The organism is Mycolicibacterium parafortuitum, assembly GCF_002086815.1.
Taxonomy (GTDB): domain Bacteria; phylum Actinomycetota; class Actinomycetes; order Mycobacteriales; family Mycobacteriaceae; genus Mycobacterium; species Mycobacterium parafortuitum.
The window spans coordinates 283,650-304,429 of the sequence record NZ_MVID01000001.1 but is presented as its reverse complement, the minus strand read 5'-3'; the positions used below and the strand labels follow the sequence as shown (position 1 = coordinate 304,429).

Annotated in this window: 19 protein-coding genes; 5 read left to right on the top strand and 14 right to left on the bottom strand. The window is 67.8% G+C overall.

Going from position 1 to position 20,780, the window contains the following annotated elements:
* Window positions 1-102 precede the first annotated feature (102 nt).
* Window positions 103-1,314 (top strand): CaiB/BaiF CoA transferase family protein, encoded by a 1,212-nt coding sequence (locus BST38_RS01390; RefSeq protein ID WP_083141674.1) that lies wholly within the window; start codon window positions 103-105, stop codon window positions 1,312-1,314.
* A 79-nt stretch (window positions 1,315-1,393) separates the two neighbouring features.
* Here BST38_RS01390 and BST38_RS01385 read toward each other — a convergent pair whose 3' ends face one another.
* The gene (locus BST38_RS01385) at window positions 1,394-3,589 is read right to left on the bottom strand and encodes a molybdopterin-containing oxidoreductase family protein (protein WP_083141437.1); all 2,196 of its coding nucleotides are present in this window, start codon (window positions 3,587-3,589) and stop codon (window positions 1,394-1,396) included.
* A 46-nt stretch (window positions 3,590-3,635) separates the two neighbouring features.
* Between BST38_RS01385 and BST38_RS01380 the strand changes: the two genes are divergently transcribed.
* Window positions 3,636-4,010: an NYN domain-containing protein gene (locus tag BST38_RS01380; RefSeq protein WP_083141436.1), complete on the top strand. Its 375-nt coding sequence runs from the start codon at window positions 3,636-3,638 to the stop codon at window positions 4,008-4,010.
* Here BST38_RS01380 and BST38_RS01375 read toward each other — a convergent pair whose 3' ends face one another.
* The gene (locus tag BST38_RS01375) at window positions 4,011-5,237 is read right to left on the bottom strand and encodes a cytochrome P450 (protein ID WP_083141435.1); all 1,227 of its coding nucleotides are present in this window, start codon (window positions 5,235-5,237) and stop codon (window positions 4,011-4,013) included.
* An 88-nt stretch (window positions 5,238-5,325) separates the two neighbouring features.
* Between BST38_RS01375 and BST38_RS01370 the strand changes: the two genes are divergently transcribed.
* Together BST38_RS01370 and BST38_RS01365 are read left to right on the top strand one after the other, a co-directional pair.
* Entirely contained in the window at window positions 5,326-6,135 is an 810-nt protein-coding gene (locus BST38_RS01370) for a thioesterase family protein (protein ID WP_083141434.1), read from the top strand.
* 19 nt (window positions 6,136-6,154) lie between these two features.
* Window positions 6,155-7,300, top strand: a complete 1,146-nt coding sequence (locus BST38_RS01365; RefSeq protein WP_083141433.1) for a thiolase family protein — start codon at window positions 6,155-6,157, stop codon at window positions 7,298-7,300.
* A gap of 48 nt (window positions 7,301-7,348) precedes the next feature.
* On the opposite strand, the gene BST38_RS01360 is transcribed toward BST38_RS01365, so the two are convergent.
* The 9 genes from BST38_RS01360 to BST38_RS01320 all read right to left on the bottom strand — a co-directional run bounded on the left by BST38_RS01360 (window position 7,349) and on the right by BST38_RS01320 (window position 16,821).
* Entirely contained in the window at window positions 7,349-8,518 is a 1,170-nt protein-coding gene (locus tag BST38_RS01360; RefSeq protein WP_083141432.1) for an acyl-CoA dehydrogenase family protein, read from the bottom strand.
* A 3-nt stretch (window positions 8,519-8,521) separates the two neighbouring features.
* Window positions 8,522-9,571 (bottom strand): acyl-CoA dehydrogenase family protein, encoded by a 1,050-nt coding sequence (locus BST38_RS01355; RefSeq protein WP_083141431.1) that lies wholly within the window; start codon window positions 9,569-9,571, stop codon window positions 8,522-8,524.
* 2 nt (window positions 9,572-9,573) lie between these two features.
* A complete protein-coding gene (locus tag BST38_RS01350) occupies window positions 9,574-10,461 on the bottom strand; it encodes an amidohydrolase family protein (protein WP_420872530.1) in 888 nt (295 codons plus the stop codon).
* Window positions 10,410-12,035 (bottom strand): acyl-CoA synthetase, encoded by a 1,626-nt coding sequence (locus tag BST38_RS01345; protein ID WP_083141673.1) that lies wholly within the window; start codon window positions 12,033-12,035, stop codon window positions 10,410-10,412. The genes BST38_RS01350 and BST38_RS01345 overlap by 52 nt, the downstream gene beginning before the upstream one ends.
* Before the next feature lie 31 nt (window positions 12,036-12,066).
* The gene (locus tag BST38_RS01340) at window positions 12,067-13,293 is read right to left on the bottom strand and encodes an amidohydrolase family protein (RefSeq protein WP_083141429.1); all 1,227 of its coding nucleotides are present in this window, start codon (window positions 13,291-13,293) and stop codon (window positions 12,067-12,069) included.
* Window positions 13,290-14,138, bottom strand: coding sequence for an enoyl-CoA hydratase (locus tag BST38_RS01335; RefSeq protein ID WP_083141428.1), 849 nt, complete (start codon window positions 14,136-14,138; stop codon window positions 13,290-13,292). The genes BST38_RS01340 and BST38_RS01335 overlap by 4 nt, the downstream gene beginning before the upstream one ends.
* 76 nt (window positions 14,139-14,214) lie before the next feature.
* Window positions 14,215-15,222 (bottom strand): dihydrodipicolinate synthase family protein, encoded by a 1,008-nt coding sequence (locus BST38_RS01330; RefSeq protein WP_083141427.1) that lies wholly within the window; start codon window positions 15,220-15,222, stop codon window positions 14,215-14,217.
* Window positions 15,223-15,243: 21 nt separating this feature from the next.
* Window positions 15,244-16,041: an SDR family NAD(P)-dependent oxidoreductase gene (locus tag BST38_RS01325; RefSeq protein ID WP_083141426.1), complete on the bottom strand. Its 798-nt coding sequence runs from the start codon at window positions 16,039-16,041 to the stop codon at window positions 15,244-15,246.
* 18 nt (window positions 16,042-16,059) lie between these two features.
* Window positions 16,060-16,821, bottom strand: coding sequence for a crotonase/enoyl-CoA hydratase family protein (locus tag BST38_RS01320; RefSeq protein WP_083141425.1), 762 nt, complete (start codon window positions 16,819-16,821; stop codon window positions 16,060-16,062).
* Window positions 16,822-17,074: 253 nt separating this feature from the next.
* Here BST38_RS01320 and BST38_RS01315 point away from each other — a divergent pair, with 253 nt between their 5' ends.
* Window positions 17,075-17,812 (top strand): TetR/AcrR family transcriptional regulator, encoded by a 738-nt coding sequence (locus BST38_RS01315; protein ID WP_083141672.1) that lies wholly within the window; start codon window positions 17,075-17,077, stop codon window positions 17,810-17,812.
* Between the two features lie 78 nt (window positions 17,813-17,890).
* Here BST38_RS01315 and BST38_RS01310 read toward each other — a convergent pair whose 3' ends face one another.
* The 3 genes from BST38_RS01310 to BST38_RS01300 form a co-directional block, all read right to left on the bottom strand.
* Window positions 17,891-19,066 carry a thiolase family protein gene (locus BST38_RS01310; protein WP_083141424.1) on the bottom strand — a complete coding sequence of 392 codons (1,176 nt, stop codon included), beginning with the start codon at window positions 19,064-19,066 and terminating at the stop codon, window positions 17,891-17,893.
* A gap of 78 nt (window positions 19,067-19,144) precedes the next feature.
* Complete coding sequence (locus tag BST38_RS01305) at window positions 19,145-20,020, bottom strand: enoyl-CoA hydratase/isomerase family protein (protein WP_083141423.1); 876 nt, start codon at window positions 20,018-20,020, stop codon at window positions 19,145-19,147.
* Window positions 20,021-20,031: 11 nt separating this feature from the next.
* On the bottom strand, window positions 20,032-20,757 hold the full coding sequence (locus BST38_RS01300; RefSeq protein WP_181792018.1) for a FadR/GntR family transcriptional regulator: 726 nt from the start codon (window positions 20,755-20,757) through the stop codon (window positions 20,032-20,034).
* Window positions 20,758-20,780 lie beyond the last annotated feature (23 nt).

Sequence of the window (20,780 nt, the reverse complement as noted above, 5' to 3'; positions counted from 1 at the left end):
ATTTTCTCGGATGATCAACGGTAAACATTACAGTATTAACGCTCCGCTACACTCCCCGACAAGAGCCGGCCAGCGGAAGGGGTACCAGACTTGATCAAGGTGATGGAGGGCGTGCGAGTCCTCGAGGTTGCACAGTTCACCTTCGTGCCCGCGGCGGGCGCAATCCTGGCCGACTGGGGCGCCGACGTCATCAAGGTCGAGCATCCGGTGCGGGGCGACGCCCAGCGCGGGTTCATCAACATGGGCGGGTTCCAGCTCGACCCGAACCGCCACCCGCTGATCGAGCACCCCAACCGCGGCAAGCGCAGCGTCGGCATCGACGTGTCCACCCATGAGGGGCAGGAGGTGCTCTACGAGATCGCCAAGACCGCCGACGTGTTCCTGACCAACTACATGCCACAGGCGCGGCAGAAGAACAAGTTCGACATCGAGCACATCCGCGCGGTGAACCCGAACATCATCTACGCCCGCGGCAGCGCCTACGGCGACAAGGGCCCCGAGCGCCTGGTCGGCGGGTTCGACGGCACCGCGTTCTGGACCCGCAGTGGCGTCGGCCACGCACTGACCCCGGAGGAGCTGGGTGGCGCTCTCCCCCAGGGCATTCCGGCATTCGGTGATTCCATCGGAGGGATGAACATCGCGGGCGGGATCTCCGCGGCGCTGTTCCACCGCGAGCGCACCGGCGAGGCGGTCGAGCTCGACGTGTCGCTGCTGAGCACCGCATGGTGGGCGGCGGGGGCGAGCGTCACGCAGGGCATGGAGACCGGTGAGACGATGCGGTCGCTGATGCCGGGCACCACCACGTCGGTCAACCCGTTCATGGCGAACTACCAGACCTCCGACGGCGGCACCATCAACCTGTGCATCGTCAGCCCGACCGGCTACATCCGCGACACGTGGGAGCATCTGGGGCTGCCGGAACTCGCCGACGATCCTCGCTTCTCCGATGTGATGCCGCTGATCCAGAACGCCGAAGAAGGCGTGCGACTGATCACCGAGGCCATCGCCGCCAAGCCTTTCGAGTACTGGCGCCGGCACCTCAAGACCATGAAGGGTCAGTGGGCGCCGTTCCAGAGCCTCGTCGACCTGGCCACCGACGAGCAGGCCCTCGCCAACGACATGGTCGTCGAGGTGGAGGCCGCCGACGGCGGCGAGCCGTTCAAGGTGGTCCGCGGTCCGGTGCAGTTCAACCACGAACCGCTGGAGACCACCCGCGCGCCGCAGGCCTCCGAGCACACCGAGATCGTGCTGATGGAGCTCGGCCTAGAGTGGGACCGCATCGAGGAGCTCAAGGACAAGGGCGCCATCGCCTGACCCTTTTCTCGCCGAAATTGCATTCCAGCAGAAGAACTTCGAGTGGACGTCTGCTGGAACGCAATTTCGGCGGCCGCCCCTAGACGGGTTCGACGCGCACCGGCACCCCCGTCAGCCAGGCCATGCCCGCCAGCGATTCGACGTCGTCGGGATCGCTGGAGGTCAGCCGGTTGACGTTCGCGCCGCCGGCCTGGTTGGCCAGCCGCCATCCGCCGGTTCCCTTGTGCCCCCAGCCGTGCGGCACCGCGATCACCCCCGGCATGATGTCCTTGGTCAGCGTCACCGGCACCGTGATGCTGCCGTGGGGCGAGCTGACGCACACCTCGCTGCCGTCGGCGATCTGCAGCTCGGCCGCATCGTCGGCGTTCATCAACCCGTGGTGTCCGCGGTCTCCGCGCATCAGCAGCGCAGAGTTGTGCATCCAGGAGTTCTCCGAACGAGCTTCGCGCATCCCGATCATCCGCAGCGGGTACGAGTCCGGCTGGTCGGTGCGCAGCAGTGATGCGATCTCGGTGGCGATGTCGCTGTGTTCCAACCGGATCCGGCCCCGCAGATAGGCGATCGCGGACTTCAGCGTGCCGGTCGCCAGGTGCGGTGACAGCACCTTCCCGTGCGGGAGGTCGCGGGCGAGTTTGCGGTGGCTCAGGCCGCCGCGGCGCAGCCCGAACCAGTCCCCGCCCGCGCCGGTGCGGATGACCACGTCGGCGAACATCCGCGGCGTGAACGGAACCCCGAAGCGGCGCAGCGCTTTTCCGGCCGCCGTCAGACCGGAGAACACCCGCGACTGCCCCGCCATCCGGGTGATCAGCTCGCCGATGATCTCCCATTCCTGCCGTGCCTGCCCGACGGGCGCGATCACCGCGTCGGTGACCTGGCGGAACGGGGTGGCCTGGAACTGCTGGAAGACCAACGCGAAATCGTCGCGCTCGTACATCGTGGTCACCGGCAACACGTAGTCGCAGTGCGCCGTCGTCTCGGTCAGGTAGAAGTCCAGCCCCACCGCCAGGTCGGTGGAATCGAGCGCGTCCTCCAGTTCATCACCATTGGGCACCGACAACACGGGGTTGCCCGCGCTGACGAACATCGCCCGGATCTGGCGCTGTCCCGGTGTGGTCATCTCCTTGGCCATCAGCGCGGCCGGTTCGGAGCCGATGATCGCGCGGAATCCTCCGATGCGTGACCGTGTGCGCTGGTAGGTGCGCCGCAGCGCCGCGCCCATCCCGATGTTCACCAGCCGCTGCGCGGGCATCCCCATCCCGACGATGACCGAACCGCCCGGTTTGTCCAGGTTGCCGGCAACCAGGTTGACGACGTCGATCAGATACGAGGTCAGGGTCCCGTAGCGGCCGACGCAGGTGCCGAGCCGGCCGTAGACCGCCGCGCGCGGCGTCGTGGCCAGGTCGCGGGCCAGATCCCGCACCGTGTCCGGGCCCACCCCGGTGTGCGCCTGGGTCACCTCCGGGGTGAACGGCGCGACCTGCGCGCGCAGCCAGCCCGATCCGTCGGCGACGGTGTCGATCTCGCGGGTGTGCGCGAGGCCTTCGGCGAACATCACCTGCAACAGCGACAGCAGCAACAGCGCATCGGTGTCGGGGACGATGCCGCACCACTCGAACTGTGCGGCGGTCTCGGTCTTACGCGGATCGATCACGACCACCCGGCCGCCACGCTTGACGATGTCGTGCATGCGGTCCTTGATGCGGGGCGCGGTCAGGAAACTGCCATGTGACACCACGGGATTGGCACCCATCATCACCAGCAGGTCGGTGCGGGTCAGGTCCGGGATGGGCACCGACGTCGGCGTGCCGTAGAGCAGCTGGCTGGCCATCAGCCGGCAGTTGGTGTCCTGCGAGGACGCGGTGAAGAAGTGCGTGCCGGGCCCGATGCCCTTGATGAACGCCATGATCGCCATCACGTGGGCGTAGCTGAACGCGCCCGGGTTACCCATGTACCAGCCGACCGCGCCGGGGCCGTGTGTGCGCACCACCCGGTCCAGCCGGTCGGCGATGTCGCTCATCGCGTCGTCCCAGCTGACCGGTTCGAATCCGTCGGCGGTGCGCCGCAGCGGCGTGGTGACGCGGTCGGGGTCGTTGACCACCTCGCTGAACGCGATGCCCTTCTGGCAGGCGAACCCGGTGGACAGCGGGTGGTCCTTGTCCGGACGCAGCGCGACCAGCCTGCCGTCCTCGACGGTGGCGATCATGCCGCACAGCGGTTCGCAGATCCTGCAGAACGTCGCTCTGTGTTCGATCCCGGTGTGTTCGGTGGTCACCATCGCGGAGCTGCCTTTCTCATGGCACTAGTTCGCTAGTCTGCGGCGGGTGCGCTGGATTGTCGATGGGATGAACGTGATCGGATGCCGGCCCGACGGCTGGTGGCGGGACCGACATGCGGCGATGACGACGCTGGTGCGCCGTCTGGAGCGTTGGGCGCTGACCGAGGAAGCCGACGTCGCAGTCGTTTTCGAACGTCCGCCGACCCCGCCGATCACCTCGGCGGTGATCACCGTCGCCCACGCTGCCGCGCCGGCGCCGAATTCCGCGGACGACGAGATCGTCAGGCTGATCGCCTCCGACCCGCATCCCGAGCAGATCGTGGTCGCGACCTCGGATCGCACGCTCGCCGAGCGTGCCCGCTCGGCACACGCGACGGTGTGCGCGGCCGAGCGGCTGCGCGAGATGATCGAAGCCCGCTGATCACGTCAGGATCCGCACCGGGACATGGGACCAGCCCGCGACGTTCTGCATGCTGACCTTCTGGCAGCCGTCCCAGCGGACCTCGTAGCGCGGCATCACCTCCAGTAACCGCTCCAGGGCGATCTTGGCCTCCATCCGCGCCAGCGCGGCGCCGAGGCAGCTGTGGATGCCGTACCCGAACGCCAGGTTCTGCGCCTCGGTCCGGTCCCGGTTGATGTCGAAGACGTCCGGGGCGGTCCACGCGTCGGGGTCCCGGTTGGCCGAGGCGCCCAGCAGGAACACCGGCGCCCCCGCGGGAATGGTGACGCCGTGCAACGTCACGTCGGTGTTGGACCGGCGGACGTTGTACTGCACCGGGGCGTCGTAGCGCAACAGCTCCTCGATCGCGACGGGAACCAGCCCGCGGTCGTCGAGCAACTGCTGCCACTGCTCGGGATGGCGGGCGAAGGTGACCGCGGCGCTGCCGATCAGCTTGGTCACCGTCTCGGCCCCGGCCCCGCCGAGCAGCGTGGCGAAGCCGGCGATCTCGGCGTCGTCCAGCGTGCTGGTCGATCCGTCGTCGCGGCCCACCTCGGCGGCGATCAGCGCGCTGATCATGTCGTCGCGCGGATGGGCGCGGCGTTGTTTGATCAGCTCGTAGTACATCAGCCAGATCTCGGTCATCGCCTGCATACCGGACTTCGACATCTCGATCTGCCCGGGCTCACGGTGCAGCGATTCGTCGATCCAGAGCCGCACCTGCTGGCGGTACTCGGCGGGCACCCCGAGCATCTTGGTGATCACGTCGACCGGGAAGTACACCGAGAAGTCCTGCACCACATCAAACTCGGTGCCCCCGCCCAGTGCGTCGGCCAGGAAGCCGTCGATGGTCTCGGTGATCATCGCCTGCAACGCGCCGATCGCACGCGGGGTGAACACCTTGTTGACCAGGCTGCGCATCACCCGGTGCTCGGGCGGGTCGATCGAGATGATCATCTTGGCCGGCACCGGCTTACCGCGCCGCACCATCGCCAAGTCGACACCGTAGGCCGACGAGTAGGTCGCGAAGTCCTTGAGCCCGGCGGCGACGTCGGCATGCCTGCTCAGCGCGTAGAACTCGTAGGTCTCGTTGTAGTACACCGGCGCCTCGGCGCGCAGCCGGGGATAGAACGCGTGCGGGTCGGCGTAGAAGTCCGCCGAGAACGGATCGAAGTGAACCTCGGCGACCGACTGCCCCGCGACATCCATTCTCACTCCTGTAAGGCATCCGGTTGTGCTTTCGATAAGAGTCACCATATCCTGCTGATGGCCACCCGCGGCACAAGACAGGACGGACGTGACGGACGCCTACTACGAACTCGTCGACGCCGGCGATCCCCGTGGCGACAGGTTCGCGCCGTCCGACCACGTCATCAGCACCTGGGGCGCGTCGATGCAGAACGCCGCGCCTGTCTCGGCGCTGCTGGTCCGCGCGATCGAGCGGTGCGCGCCGCGCGAGGACACCCGCATCAGCCGGGTGGTGGTGGACCTTCTCGGACCGGTACCGATGACCGATCAGCTGTGGGTGCGGGCCCACGTGGCCCGGCCCGGAAAACAGATCGAGCTGCTCGGCGCCGACATGACCGCACCCGGACCGGACGGGACGCCCCGGGTCGTCGCGACCGCGTCGACGTGGCGCTTCCAGCGCGCCCACACCGAGACCCTGCCCGACACCCCGGTGGAGCCGATGCGGCCGGTCGCCGAGGGCACCCGCCGGATGCCCGACGACGGCGCCGACCGCACCTACATCCAGAGCCTGGACTGGCTCTGGCTCAACGACATCCTGCACAGCGTCCAGGCCGAGTGCTGGGCCACCCCACTGGTCGACCTGGTCGTCGGCGAGCAGATGACACCCACGCAGCGGTTGTTCGCGGTCGCCGACATCGCCAACGGGATGGGCAGCCGGCTCGACCCGGCCGACTTCACGTTCCTCAACACCGATCTCGCCGTGCACATCCATCGGGTGCCGGACGGTGACTGGATCGGGGTGCGTTCGGAAAGTCACTACGGCGCCGACGGTGTCGGGGTGTCGCGTGGGACGTTGTTCGACGAGGACGGACCGGTGGCCGCGATCCAGCAGGCGCAGCTGGTACGGCCGCGCCGGTAACCGTGGAAAGGGACTGAACATGCACGATGTGGCGATCATCGGGGTCGGGATCCACCCGTTCGGGCGGTTCGAGGGCAAGACCGCGATGCAGATGGGCGTCGACGCGATCACCGCCGCGGTCGCCGATGCCGGGGTGTCGTGGAACGACATCCAGTTCGGCGTCGGCGGCAGCTGGACGGTCGCCAACCCGGACGCGATCGTCGGCATGGTCGGGTTGTCGGGGATCCCGTTCACCAACGTGTTCAACGCGTGCGCGACCGCGGCCAGCGCCACCAAGGCGTGTGCGGACGGAATCCGGTTGGGCGACTACGACATCGGTATCGCCGTCGGTCTCGACAAGCATCCGCGCGGCGCGTTCACCGAGGACCCCGGTCTGGTCGGGATGCCGAGCTGGTACGCCGAGAACGGGCAGTACCTGACCACCCAGTTCTTCGGCATGAAGGCCAACCGGTACCTGCACAACCACGGCATCGACCACCGCACCCTGGCCAAGGTGGTCAACAAGAACCTGCGCAACGGGGCGCTGAACCCGAACGCGTTCCGCCGCAAGCCGATGGACGAGGACGCGATCCTGAACTCGCCGATGCTCAATTACCCGTTGACGCAGTACATGTTCTGCTCCCCCGACGAGGGGGCTGCCGCGGTGGTGATGTGCCGGGCCGACATCGCGCACCGGTACACGAACAAGCCGGTCTACGTCCGCGCGGTCGAGGTCCGCACCCGCAAGTACGGTGCCTACGAGGTGAACACGACGTTCGCGCCGGTCGACGAGGACGTCGCGCCGACGGTGTACGCGTCGCGCGCGGCGTTCGAGAAGGCCGGTATCGAACCGTCAGAGGTGGACGTGATCCAGTTGCAGGACACCGACGCCGGCGCCGAGATCATCCACATGGCCGAGGCCGGCTTCTGCGCCGACGGCGATCAGGAGCGGCTGATCGCCGACGGCGCCACCGAGATCGGCGGGTCCATGCCGGTCAACACCGACGGTGGCCTGCTGGCCAACGGTGAGCCGATCGGCGCGTCCGGGCTGCGCCAGCTGCACGAGATCGTGCTGCAGCTGCGCGGGCAGGCCGGCGACCGGCAGATCCCCGGGGAGCCGAAGGTGGGCTTCGCCCAGCTCTACGGCGCCCCCGGCACCGCGGGCGCGACGATCGTCACCACCTAGCGATTTGGGCGTAGTTGGTCAACCCAGGTGTGACCAACTACGCCGAAATCAATAGCTCGGCTTGCCCAGGCCCAGCACGTACTGGGCGATCATGTTGCGGAACACCTCAAGGGTGCCGCCGTAGATGCCCACCAGCGGCGCGAACCGGTAGACATATTCCGACGCCCCGTCGTCGGCGGCGCCGTCGGTGCCGACCGGAAGCGCCGAGGCCGTCCCCAGGATGTCCATCAGGTCGGGCGAGATGTCGCGCATGGTCTGGGCGAGCGCGACCCGGCCGAAGATGCTCGGCGCAGACAGCGACGCCTCCAGCCGGGCGACACTGCGGCCCAACCGGTACGCGACGGCCCCGTCGTCGATCAGCCTGCGGCCGTTGGGATCCGGGATGGCCGACTTCTCGGCGGCTGTGTCGACGGCCTTGGCCATGAACATCGCCTGGTGCATCATGATCGACACGTCGGCGAGGCCGTCGTCGGCGGCGGCGACGTCACCGTGCTCGGCGTTGAGCGGTTCGCGCACCACGGTCCAGCCGCCGTTGACCTCGCCGAGGCGGTAGCGGTCGTCGATGCGGACGTCGCTGTAGTAGACGATGTTGGTGCGGTCGCCGTCGACGGTGCGGATGCCCTGGATCTCGATGCCGGGGGTGTCGAGCGGAACCAGGAACATGGTCAGGCTCTTGTGTTTCGGCGCGCTCGGGTCGGTGTTGGTGATCAGGAAGACGTACTGGCAGTTGTGCGCGCCGGTGGTGAACATCTTCGACCCGTTTATCACCCACTGGTCGCCGTCTCGCACGGCGCGGGTCTTGCAGGTCGCGACGTCGGAGCCGCCCTCGGGTTCGGTGTAGCCGAGGCACAACCGGACGTGCCCGCTGTAGACCCGCGGCAGCACCTCCTCTTTGAGTTCCGGCGAGCCGAACTTCTCCACCGATTTGGTGATCATCGCCGTGGTGCCCGAGGTCACCCACGGCACGTGGGCGCGGCGCTTCTCCAGCTCCCAAATCCGCCGCTCCACCCGCGAGAACGGCTTCTCGGTGGCCGGATTCCAGTCCCGGTCCAGATAGCCCGCCGCGCCGAGCGCCAGGTGCACACCCTCGTCGAAGTTGTCGCCGGTCTCGCGATCGCGCCGGATCACCTCCTCGGTGACGATCTCGCGCAGGAACGTCCGGACCTCGTCCTGGAACTTGTGCTCCTCGTCGGACAGCTCGACCCGTGAGAAATCCATTGTCTAGCTCCGTCCTTCGCGTTCGGCGACGATCCCGGCGAGGTAGGTGGCCGTCACGCCGGGATCTCCGCCGGCGATCGCCCAGCCACGGGCGCGGACCAGATACGCGGTGGCGGCCGCCTCCGCGGACACCCCGAGTCCACCCTGCACGTGCACCGCCATCGTCGCGGCCTTGGCCGCCTCCTCGGCCATGAACACGAACGCCGACGGCGCGAGTTCGCGGCGCTCGTCGGGTTCGTTGTCGGCGAACCACGCCGCCCGCCGGGCCAGGTTGCGGCCGCCCTGCACGACGATCGCGATGTTGGCCAGCGGATGCGAGATGGCCTGCAGCGTCGAGATCGGCACGCCCAGGGTGTAGCGGGTCTTCGAGAACTCGGCGGCGATCGTCATGGTCTCCTCGACCAGACCGACCAGGGCCGCGGCGGTCAGCAGCCGCCATTCGTCGAGCGCCCGTTGGTATTCGGCCACCGCCGAGGCGCCTTCGGCCAGCACGGTGCGGTTGTCGGCGGCGGCCGGATCCACCCACGCCATCGGCAGCTTGCCGATGTTGTCGACGCGCGCGGGCCGCGACGCGAAGCTCAGTGCCACGATCTGGTCACCGTCACGTACCAGCAGGCGGTCGGCGATCGACCCGGCCGGGATCAACCGCACGCCGGTGCTGTCGAGCGCCGGGTCCAGCGCGACGAGCTGCTTGCCATTCACGATGTCGGCGTCGATGTCCGCATCGATGGCGCCGAGCCGGGCCAACAGCCGAGCGGCCACCACGTGATCGATCCACGGGACCGGAGCCAGCGAGCGCCCGATCTCCTCGGCGACCAGCGTCAGGTCGACCAGCGTCGCCCCGTCACCGCCGACGGACTCCGGCAGCGCCATCGTCGTCGCACCCATGGCGCACAGGCGTTCCCACAGGTTCTTGTCGAACCCGGACTCCTCGGCCGCGCGCACCGTGTCGATGGTGCAGCGGGTCGAGAAGAAGTCCTTGTAGGCGGCTTGGAGCGCCTGGTGATCCTCGGACAGGCTGTAGTCCAGCCTGCGCAGTTCGTACCGGTCCACGGTCAGATCTCCTGTTCGTCCGTGCCGAAGAAGAAGTCGTTGGCGTTGTTGTAGAGGTAGTTGTCGAGGACGTCGGCCGGCAGGTCGAGCGCGAGGGCCTCGGGGACGACGCGGCTCTGCCGCAGCACCGGCCAGTCTGAAGCGAAGATCACCTTGTTCTTGCCGCGGGTGCGCATGAAGTGGAGCAGGCTGTCCGGCAGCCGTTTCGGCGACCACGCCGAGGTCATGATGCGCAGGTTCGCGTACTTGATCAGCAAGCGGATCGCGACATCCCACCACGGATCGGCGCCGTGGATCATGCACAGCTTCAGCTCGGGGAAGCGCACGCAGACCCGGTCGAGGTGGATCGGGTTCTGCACCTCACCGGGGATCGGCGGTCCGGGCAGACCGGTGTTGATGCACAGCGGCAGGCCGAGTTCGGCGCATTTGGTGTAGAGCGGGTAGTACACCGCGTCGCTCGGCGGGTACATACCGTCGCCCCAAAAGCTGGGTCCGACAGCGGCGTACGCGACCGGCAGGTCGGCGACGACCGCGCTCAGCTCCCGCAGCGACGGCATCGGGCGCAGCAGGTTGACCCCGCCGATCGCCAGCGCGAACTTGTCCGGCCGCTCCTCGACGAACTTGCGGGCGGTCATCGACGGTTTGACGAGGTTGTCCATCAGGATGGCCTTCTCGACGCCGTGCTCGGCCATCTCGTCGAGCAGTTCCGGCAGTTCGACCTGGTCGTAGAGCGACTTCGGGCCCTTGAAGTAGTCGTCGCGGACCTTGAGCATGAACTCGGGTTGTTTGGCCGTCTCGCCGAAGTGCACGTTGACCAGACAATCAATCGCTCGGTGGGTCACGGCTGACCCGCCAGCGTGTCCTGCGGCGCCACTTGGATTTTCGCCCATCGATAGTCGGCCTTTCCGTTACCCAGCCGGCGCACCCGTTCGACGAAGAGGAACTCCTTGGGCGCCTTGTAGCGGGCCAGCGCGGCGTGGCACGCCTGCCGCAGCGCATCCGGGTCGACGTCGCTGTCCGGTTGCCTCTGGACCAGTGCGACGATCTCCTGACCCCAGCGTTCGCTGTCGCGGCCGATCACCAGCGCGTCGGCGACACCGGGGTGGGCGCGCAGCACTTCCTCCACCTCCTCGACGAACACCTTCTCCCCGCCGGTGTTGATCACCAGTGAGTCGCGGCCGTACAGCCGGATGGTGCCGTCGGCCTCCAGTGAGGCGCGGTCCCCGGAGATCACCACCCGCCGGCCGTCGACCACAGGGAACGTCCGCGCGGTCGCGTCGGCATCGTCGAAGTAGCCCAACGGGATCCGGCCCTCGCGCGCGACCCAACCGATCTCGTCGTCACCGGGTTCCAGGAACCGGGTGCGGTCCTCGGAGAGCAGCACCACCCCGTCCCGCCGTTCGAAGGTGTCCTTGCGGTCCTCGCGCAGGCTGCGGCCGAACGCCATGTTCCCGGTCTCCGAGGACCCGTAGCCGTTGATCAGCGTGATCTGCGGGAGCAGCTCCAGCAGCGCATCCTGGTGGCGCTGGTTGGTCGCCGCACCACCGGTGCCGATCGCGAACAGAGACGACAGATCGTAGGGACGGCGGCGCAGTTCGGCGATCAACGGCCGGGCGTAGGCATCACCGACCATCGTCATCAGGCCGACCTTCTCGCGTTCGGCGGTCTGGAGCACCGCGGCGGCGTCGAGTGTCGGCTTGTCGTACAGGATCACGGTCTGGCCGTTGAGCAGCGCCGCGAACGCGGTCCACATGCCGGCGGCGTGCATCAGGGGGGACACCGCGAACCAGGGCGGCCCGGCGTGCGCCACCTTGGCGTGGATCTCGTCGACGGAGTCGTGGTCGGCACCGTTCATCGACACCACATAGGTGTCGGATTGGCGCCACATCACGCCTTTCGGGCGGCCGGTGGTGCCGCCGGTGCAGATCATCATCACGTCGTCGGGCGACGGCGTGATGGGCTGGTCGACGTCGCCGGCGGCCAGTGCGTCGTCGAGGCTGATCGCGCCGGTCGGCTCCGGCGCATCGCTGCCGTCGTCGATCGAGATCACCACCTCCACCCCGGCACGGGGCAGTACATCGGCGAATTTCGCGCCCAGCGAGCGATGCACGATCACCGCGCGGGGCTGTAGGTACGCCAGCAGTTCGTCGACCTCGCGCGGCGTGTAGTTGAAATTCACGTTCACCGGCACCGCACGGGCCTTCAGCGCGCCGATCACCATGTCCGGGTACAGGTCGTTGTGCATGATCAGCGCGACCCGGTCCTGCCCGCACTGCCAGCCGTCGAGGCCGTCGCGTTCCCGGTGTGCGCCGATTCCGTTGGTGCTCAAGAAGTTCGCGAGTCGCCGGGTACGCTCGGCGGTCTCGGCGTACGTGCTCCGCCGGTCACCGCAGACCGTCATCAGCCGGTCCGGTATCGCCTCGGCGATGGCGTCGACGACACCGCCGATGGTCCACTCTGACACCGTCATGCTCCTCGCGTCCGCGTCATGCGGGTCAGGCGCCGCTGAGGAGGGTGAGGGCGTTGTCGCGCATGACCATCCGGGTGTCCTCGTAGCTGAACTCCGGGAATTGCGGGATGTCGGCGGTGAACGACGTCGGATCGGCCAGGCCCTCGCCATGCGGCCAGTCCGATCCGAACAGGATCTTGTCCACACCGATCGTGTCGGCGAGCAGCTTCACGTCGTCCTCGTAGTACGGCGCGATCCACACGTTGTTGCGCAGCTGCTCGACCGGATCCACCTTGTAGTGGTACGGCGCGTTGTTGGCGGACTTCTTGAGTCGCTTGATCAGCCGGTACACGAAGTAGGAGCCGTTCTCGATGCTGGCCACCTTGAGCGTGGGGTGCCGGGTGAACACCTGGTGCACGATCATCGACGCGATGGTGTCGTGGATGGCGCGGTCGTCCATGATGACCATGTCGAGCGGATCGCGCTTGCCGAAGCCCTTGAACACCGCGCTGCCGCCCCACAGCGCGGGGATCGCCATATAGCCCGAGTCGGACAGGTGGAACACCACGGGGACACCGGCTTCGGCCAGCCGCGCCCACACCGGGTCGTGCACCGGGTCGCCGAGCGAGCGGGGCCGGACCTCGCCGGGCACCGGGGCGGGCCGCACGCAGACGATCTTCGCGCCCCGGCTCAGGACGAACTCGACCTCCTCGACGGCCTTCTCGACGTCGGCCAGCGAGATGATCGGCGCGGACAGGACCCGCCCGTCGGGACGGTTGAATCCCCAGTCCTCGTCGAGCCACAGGTTGAACGCGTGCACCGAGGCCATCGTCGCCGCGATGTCGTGTTTGAGGCCCTCCTCGACGCCGCACGCGAACGTCGGCAACATGAACACCGTCTCCAGGTTCTGCTTGTCGAGGATCTTCACCCGGGCGTCGCGGTTCTGGTATTCGGGATGGTCGGCGAGCCGGTCGACCTTCATCAGCGAGGCGGGGTCCACACCCTCGGGGATCTCCCCGCGGAACAGCAGATCCAGGCAGCCGGGCTCGATGATCGGGTCGAACGTCGGGTTCGGGATGAAGTGGTTGATCACGCCGCCGAACACCGCGTAGGTGCGCTTGCCGTCGGTGAGCATCTGCACGCCGCGGCTGCGGAACTCCTTGGGCAGGTGCCGGGTGAACGCGTCGATCGGCTCGTAGTAGTGGTTGTCGACGTCGATCGCGCGGTAGTCCAGGCGCTGTGGCGCGATGCGCTCCTCGTGCTGGATCGTCATGGCGTCTCCTCCTGAGTGCTCAATGGCGGAAAGCTGGGCGGGCGCTTCTCGAAGAAGGCGGTGATGCCCTCGATGAAATCGGGCCGAAGCATCGACTCGTGCATCAGTGTCTCCGCCTCGGCGCTGGCCTCGGGCACGTTTCGCAAAGCATCCCGGTAGATCTGTTGTTTGATCACCGCCAGCGAGCTCGGTGCGCAGTTGCGGGCCATGTCCTCGGCGTAGGCCAGGGCATGCGCCATCAGCGCATCGGGGGCGACGACGTCGTTGACCACGCCGAGCGTCTTGGCCTCCTCGGCATAGAACGTGCGCCCCGACAGCAGCAGATCGTGCGCGGCACCCCAGCCCACGATGCGCGGCAGGATCCAGGAGATGCCGTATTCGGCGATCAGGCCACGGCGGGCGAACGCGGTGGTGAACTTGGCGCCGGCGGCGGCGAACCGGACGTCGCACATCAGCGCGTGCGTGAGCCCGATGCCGGCGCAGGCCCCGTTGATCGCCGCGATCAGCGGCTTGCGCAGCTGGGTCAGGAAGTGCGGATGACGTTCGCCGACGAGCTGGGTCACGTCGGTCTCTCCCGACGATTCAGAGGCTCCGCTGATCGAGTCGAGATCGCCCATGTCCGCCCCGGCGCAGAACGCGCGGCCGCTGCCGGTCAACACGATCACGCGGACGTCCGGGTCGGCCTCGGCACGGTCGATCGATCGGTAGAAGGCCTGAGCGAGACCGCCGCCCCACGCGTTCATCCGGTCGGGCCGGTTGAGCGTCACCACCGCGACGCCACTGTCGCGCACGTCGAACAGGACCGGCTCGGCAGAGCGATCGACGGTGTGTCCGACAGCGCTCACCGGCGAACCTCCTCACCTTCATGGATGCCCATACTGTACACCTATCGGTAGCGGCTTTTGCAATGCCGCGGAGCCCCTACCGGCCGATCAGCCCGAGGTTGGTGTACGCGGCGCGAATCTGCTTCTGCGCCAACTCAGGAAGCTCCGCCTGCGGTGGTCGCGAGTGTGGATGCGAACCGATCGGCAGACCCAGTACCGACGCCGCGAACTTGAACGTCCCACCCCAGTGCGTGAAGTAGTCCGCACGGCCGGGATAGCAGGTGAACCAGGACCCCATGTCCATGTCGAACCGGTCGAGCCCGGACTCGCGCGCATGGTCCATGGCCTCGATCAGCTCGCCTGCCACGATCAGGTCCCAGTACTCGGAAAAGATTGGCCGCTCGGGGGTCTCGAACAGGTAGCCGGCGGTACCGAGCTGGGCCGCGCACACGATACCGTCGCGCAACCAGCCGGCGCGGTAGACGGTCTTGTCGCATTCCCACAGCACCAGGTCCGGTGCGAGGTCATGCAGCATGCGACTGGCGGCCGGCCGGAACGCGCCCTCCTTGGTCGCGCACACCGCCGGGATCTCGTCGTAGATGCGGGCACCTTCGGCCGGGGTCAGCACGTATCCCGAGGACGGCGAGTTGAACATGCCCAGTGCGATGTCGGTGCGTTCGGCGATGTAGCGGAAGAACCGCAGCACGCCTTCGCCGCCGTGGGTCTCCATCATCGGGGTCTGGATGTAGACGATGTCCGCGCCCGCCTGCTGCGCGTGCCGGGTGAGTTCGAGACAGTCCTTCACCGACATCGCCGCCGTACAGGCCTGGATCACCACGTCCGGGTTGACCGCGCGACCCTCCTCGATTGCGATCTCCAGCAGTCGTTTTCGCTCGTCGAGCGTCAGCGCCCAGAACTCCCCGACGCCGCTGGTGCACCACAGCAGCGGGTGACCCAGATCGCCGACGCAGTAGCGCACCAGCGCCTGGTAGGCGTCCCAGTCGATGTCGTCACCGTCGGCTCCGCTGAACGGTGTGTAGAGCGAGTCGCCGATGCCGCGCAGGGCGACCCGCGCCCAGTCTCGGGCTTCTGCAGCTGTCGCCATGACGCTTCCCTTCAGACGGGCTCAGGTGAAATCGCTACCGCCGTCGACGTTGATGTTGGCGCCGGTCATGTACGAGTTGCGCCGCGACGCCAGAAACGCGACGACGGGCCCGATCTCGGTGGGCAGCCCGGCGCGCGGCAGATGCGCGGGATGGCCGAAGTGCTCGTCGATCGCGGCCATCAGTGCATACGGGTCGTTCCCGTCGACACCGACCGAATCCGCCCATCCGACAAGGGCTTCCGACGCGATACTGCCGGGAGAGACGATGTTGACCATGATCTCGTCGGCGGCCAGCAGCAGCGACAGGTTCTTCGAGATGCTGGTGACCATCGCCTTGGCCGCGGTGTAGGCGGGCAGGATGACGCTCTGGCGTTGGGTCGAGTGCGCGGAGAAGTTCACGATGCGCGCCCATCCCGCGGCGCGCAGCAGCGGCAGCGCAGCGCGCACGCAGCGCACCATCCCCATCGCGCCTTCGTCGACGGCCTGGCGCCAGTCCGCGTCGCTGAGCTCGTCGAAGGTGCCGCGCACGGTCGGGCCGACCGCGTTGACCAGGATGTTCAGCTCCCCGCCCCACCGCTGCGCGATCTCGGCGAATGCCTGCTGCACGGCGGTGTCGTCGGCACAGTCGGCGACCAGACCCACCGCGTCCGGGCTGCCGCGCTCGCGCAGCTGCGCGACGGCGTCGTCGAGCACCTGCCGGGTCCGGCCGATGACCGCCACCCGCGCCCCGTCGTCGGCGAAACAGTGCGCGGCCGCCAGGCCCATCCCGCGGCCGCCGCCGACCACGACGGCGGTGGCGTCACGCAGACCCAGGTCCATCGCGTCCGATCCTCCGGGTCAGGATCCCGTCCAGTTCGGCTTGCGCTTCTCGGCGAAGGCTGTCGCGCCCTCCATCGCGTCCTTGGACGAGAACACCGGGAACACGATCTCGCCCTGCTTCTTCCACATCTCGGCCTCGGTCCAGTCCGCCGATTTCGCGATGACCTCCTTGGTCGCCGCGACGGCCAGCGGGCCGTTGGCCGTGATGCGTTCGGCGAGGGCCAGCGCGCCGTCGAGCGCGCCGCCCGGCTCGGTGAGCACGTTGACGAAGCCCCACGCCGAGGCCTCCTCGGCGGTGAAGCTGTCGCCGGTCAGCGCGAGCTCGAGGGCCTTCTGGTACGGGATGCGCTTCTGCAGCCGCAGCAGTCCACCGCCGGCGGCGACCAGCCCGCGCTTGACCTCGGGGATACCGAACTTCGCGTTCTTGGCGGCCACGATCAGGTCGGTGGCCAGCACGATCTCGGTGCCGCCTGCCAGCGCGTACCCCTCGACCGCAGCGATCAGCGGCTTGCGAGGCGGGCGTTCGGTGAAGCCGATGCCGCGACCCTCGATGGCCGGGACCTCGCCGGCCATGAACGCCTTGAGGTCCATTCCGGCGCAGAAGTTGCCGCCCGCGCCGGTGATGATGCCCACCGACAACTCGGGGGTGTCGTCGAGCTGATCCATCGCGTCGGCCAGCCCCTGGGCCACGGCGAGGTTGAAGGCGTTGCGCGCCTCGGGACGGTTGATGGTGATGATCAGCACCCGGTCTCGGCGCTCTACCAGAACCTCGTCAGACACTTGTCGCCCTTCACCTTTCGTGTGGGATATCGCCGACCAACGGTGGAAAAGCTTACTATAGGACTTACAGTAAAAGGGTGAAACAACCGTGGCGACGGCCCACCGCAGCCCAGACGGTAAGGTCGCGCTCACGGCGATACTCCGGCAACGATGCAAAGACGCAGTTCAGAGTATGCGCCGCCGATACATTCACGACCACGATTCCGTCTCGGCGGGCTCCGTGGACACCGTCGAGATGATGGAGGTGCCTCCAGTGGCAAAGCAGGCGACCGCGGAGAAGCGTCAACGCCGCGAACGCGGTTCCATCAACCCCGATGACATCATCAAGGGCGCGTTCGAACTCGCCGAACAGGTCGGCATCGACAACCTGAGCATGCCGCTGCTGGGCAAGCATCTCGGCGTCGGCGTCACGAGTATTTACTGGTACTTCCGCAAGAAGGACGATCTGCTCAACGCGATGACCGATCGGGCGTTGCGCCAGTACGCGTTCGCGACCCCGTACGTGGAGGCCAAGGACTGGCGCGAAACGCTGGCCAACCACGCGCGGACGATGCGAAACACGTTCAACGGCAATCCGATCCTGTGCGACCTGATCCTGATCCGCTCCGCGCTGAGCCCGCGCGCGGCCAAGGTCGGCGTCAAGGAGGTCGAGAAGGCGATCAGCAGCCTCGTCGAGGCGGGGCTGTCCCCCGAGGACGCGTTCGACACCTACTCGGCGATGTCGGTGCACGTCCGCGGATCGGTGGTGCTGCAGCGACTGCGCGAGAAGAACCTCGCCGGTGAGGACGGCCACGGCGACATCGACGACACGATGGCGTTCGACCCCGAGACCGCCCCGCTGCTGGCGGCGGTGACGCAGCAGGGTCATCACCTGAGCGCGTCCGACGACCGCAACTTCGAGTTCGGGCTGGACTGCATCCTGGAGAACGCCGCCCGGCTGATCGAGCAGAACAAGAAGCCGGCCCGCAAGGCCCCTGCGCGTAAGCGTTAGTCCCCGCCGAAATTGCGTTCCAGCAGCAGAAGTTCGAGTAGATCCCTGCTGGAACGCAATTTCGGCGATGGGTGGTGACTAGACCTCGATGACGACGCCGCCGCCCTGACCGCCACCCGCGCACATCGCGGCGACACCGATGCCGCCGCCACGACGCTGCAGTTCGTAGATCAGGGTGGTGACCATCCGGGCGCCGGACGCCGCGATCGGGTGGCCGAGGCTGCAGCCGCTACCGGAGAAGTTCACCAACTCCTCGTCGATGCCGTACTCGCGCACCGCGGCGATCGGCACGGACGCGAACGCCTCGTTGATCTCCCACAGCGTCACATCGGACGGCTTGAGGCCGGCCTTGTCGAGCACCCGGCCGATGACCTTGACACCACCGAGCCCGGTGTCGCGCGGGGCGACGCCGACCGCGCCCCAGGCCCGGACCTTGGCCATCACGGTGAGGTTGTTCGCCGCGGCGTAGTCGGCCTCCACCAGCGCCACACCGGCCGCCGCGTCGTTGGTGCCGCTGCTGTTGCCCGCGGTGATCGAGAAGCCCTCGATCTCGGGGTGCAACACCTTCAGGCCGGCGAGCTTCTCGACGGTGGTGTCGCGGCGCGGGTGCTCGTCGACGCTGAAGTCGATCACCGAACCGTCGAACTGCTCGACCTTCAGCGGCACGATCTCGTCGAGGAACTTGCCGGCGTCCTGGGCGGCCACGGCGCGCTGGTGGGAACGGGCGGCCCAGGCGTCCATGTCCTCGCGGGTGATGCCCGCGGCCTGCGCAGTGTTCCAGCCGACGGTGATGGACATGTCCTTGGTCGGGGCGTCGGGCGTCTCGACGTGGGTGGGCGGCATCCAGCGCTCCTCGAACTTCAGCTCGGGACCGGGGATGCGCCAGTTGGTCAGCGGCGTCATCGACAGCGACTGCACGCCGCCGGCGATCAGCACGCGCTCCATCCCGGAGCCGATCTGCGCCGCGGCATTGCCGATTGCGGTCAGGCTGCCCGCGCAGTGCCGGTTCACCGACTGTCCGGGAACATGCTGCAGGCCCGCGGCATCGGCGGCATAGCGCGCGAGATCGCCGCCGCCGTAATGGGATTCGGCGAAAATGATGTCGTCGATGTCGGCAGGGTCGACGCCGGAGCGGCGGACGACCTCGGGCAGCACCGTGGTGATCAGCGTCTCGGGCGGGGTGTTGACCAGTGTGCCCTTGAACGAGCGGCCGATGGCCGTCCTGGCAGCACCGACGATGACGGGTGTAGGCATGCTCTCGACCTCGGTTTCTCGACAGACGAACGTTACAAAACTAACAGATAATGTAGCGCCGACCGCAAGTGACCCGAGTCACTCCGGCTCCGGCACGAAGAAATGCTCGTCACGCAGCCGGAACGCCTCCTTGGTGCCGTGCTGGGCGCGGGTCTTCACGAAGTTGAACTCGCCGTCGGCGAACTGCAGGTTCGTGCCGTACGCATGGAACAGATAGCTCGCCACCTCCTCGCCCTGGTACGCCTGGCTCTGCTCGACGAGCCGGAACGCCTCCTTGGCGATCACCACGCCGTCGGCGGGCATCTTGGCCGCCTTCTCGGCCCAATACCGGGCGCGCGCGGTGACCTTCCCCGGCTCGCAGGTCTCGGTGAACACGCCGAGGTGCTCGACGTCGCCGGCGGGGATGATGTCGCCGGTGAGCAGCAGCCGGCGGGCCTGCACCGGACCCAGCCGGTGGAAGAACATGTGCAGGCTGCCCAGCGCGGGACCCAGGAACCGGGTGGCGGGCATGCCGATGCGGGTGTCGCGGGCGATCACCGAGATGTCGGTCATCAGCGCCATCTCGAACCCGCCGCCGAGCGCGTACCCGCTGATCTCGCCGACCGTGACCTTCGGGAAGCCCATCAGGTTGTGGTAGAAGCCGAACGATTTGCGGTCCACCGTCAACCGCCGCCGCTGACTGGGCCGGGACTTCGCGGCGGGCTTTTCACCCTCTCCGTACCACCCGTAGGCGTTGTTCATATCGGCCCCGGTGCTGAACACTCCTTCGGCGCCACGCAGAAGCACCACGGTGATGTCGTCATCCTCGGCGACCTCGTCGAGGTAGCGGCCCATCAGGTTGCGCATCGACGCGTCATAGGAGTTGCGCTGCTTGGGGTTGTTCAGCGTGATGGTGGCAATGCGCTTGTCGCGGTCGACCTCGAACAACACGCGGTCGTCGGCGGTGGTGGTCATGGGTGAGCCTTTCAGGTCGAGATCAGTTTGGCGTCAATGGTTTTGTCCGACCCGGCGGCGAGTGTGTTGCGGCGAGCGGCCGCCAGGTGATCCTGGGCAAGTCGCACGGCCTTGGCCGAGTTCCCGTCGGCGATCGCCTCGAGCAGTCGGTGGTGGTCACGCAGGGCCGCGCGCATCGTCGTAGGCCTCATCGGGTCCTCGGGGTGGAATTCGTCGCTCCAGACCGCGGATTCGTGCGCCGACCAGATCACCTCGAGCGAACCGATCAGCAGGATCATCGGCTCGTTGCCGCAGCGGGAGACGATGGCCTCGTGGAACCGGCGGGCGTTCGGGACGTACCGCGACGGGGTGTCGAACTGCTCGGCCTGCGCGTCGATCGCCCCCCGCAGGTACGGAAGTACCTCGGTTGCGCGGTCCTCGCGGGCCGCGCACATCCCCGCGCAGATCGGCTCCAGATGCAGCAGTGCCTCGCTGACGTCTCCCGGGGTCGCCGCGCGCGTCTGCAGCACCATGCCGATCATCTGCGCGGTGCGTTCGGCCGACGGCAGATGCACCACCGCGCCTCCGACGTTGCCGCGCCGCACCGAGATCAGGCCGTCGGACTCCAGGATGTGGATCGCCTCGCGCACCGCGGGTGGGCTGACCCCGAACTCGGCGAACAGCGCCTCCTGCGACGGTAGTACGTCGCCCTCTTTGAGTCGCCCGGTCAGGATGTCCTCGCGCAGCCGAGACGCCACGAGGTCGGCGACCCGGGGCTGGC

Excerpts from the sequence above, each read along its gene's own strand:
- BST38_RS01390 (WP_083141674.1), top strand. The coding sequence starts at position 103 with ATGGAGGGCGTGCGAGTCCTCGAGGTTGCACAGTTCACCTTCGTGCCC.
- BST38_RS01385 (WP_083141437.1), bottom strand. The coding sequence starts at position 3,589 with ATGGTGACCACCGAACACACCGGGATCGAACACAGAGCGACGTTCTGC.
- BST38_RS01375 (WP_083141435.1), bottom strand. The coding sequence starts at position 5,237 with ATGGATGTCGCGGGGCAGTCGGTCGCCGAGGTTCACTTCGATCCGTTC.
- BST38_RS01365 (WP_083141433.1), top strand. The coding sequence starts at position 6,155 with ATGCACGATGTGGCGATCATCGGGGTCGGGATCCACCCGTTCGGGCGG.
- BST38_RS01360 (WP_083141432.1), bottom strand. The coding sequence starts at position 8,518 with ATGGATTTCTCACGGGTCGAGCTGTCCGACGAGGAGCACAAGTTCCAG.
- BST38_RS01350 (WP_420872530.1), bottom strand. The coding sequence starts at position 10,461 with ATGGGCGAAAATCCAAGTGGCGCCGCAGGACACGCTGGCGGGTCAGCC.
- BST38_RS01340 (WP_083141429.1), bottom strand. The coding sequence starts at position 13,293 with ATGACGATCCAGCACGAGGAGCGCATCGCGCCACAGCGCCTGGACTAC.
- BST38_RS01330 (WP_083141427.1), bottom strand. The coding sequence starts at position 15,222 with ATGGCGACAGCTGCAGAAGCCCGAGACTGGGCGCGGGTCGCCCTGCGC.
- BST38_RS01325 (WP_083141426.1), bottom strand. The coding sequence starts at position 16,041 with ATGGACCTGGGTCTGCGTGACGCCACCGCCGTCGTGGTCGGCGGCGGC.
- BST38_RS01310 (WP_083141424.1), bottom strand. The coding sequence starts at position 19,066 with ATGCCTACACCCGTCATCGTCGGTGCTGCCAGGACGGCCATCGGCCGC.
- BST38_RS01305 (WP_083141423.1), bottom strand. The coding sequence starts at position 20,020 with ATGACCACCACCGCCGACGACCGCGTGTTGTTCGAGGTCGACCGCGAC.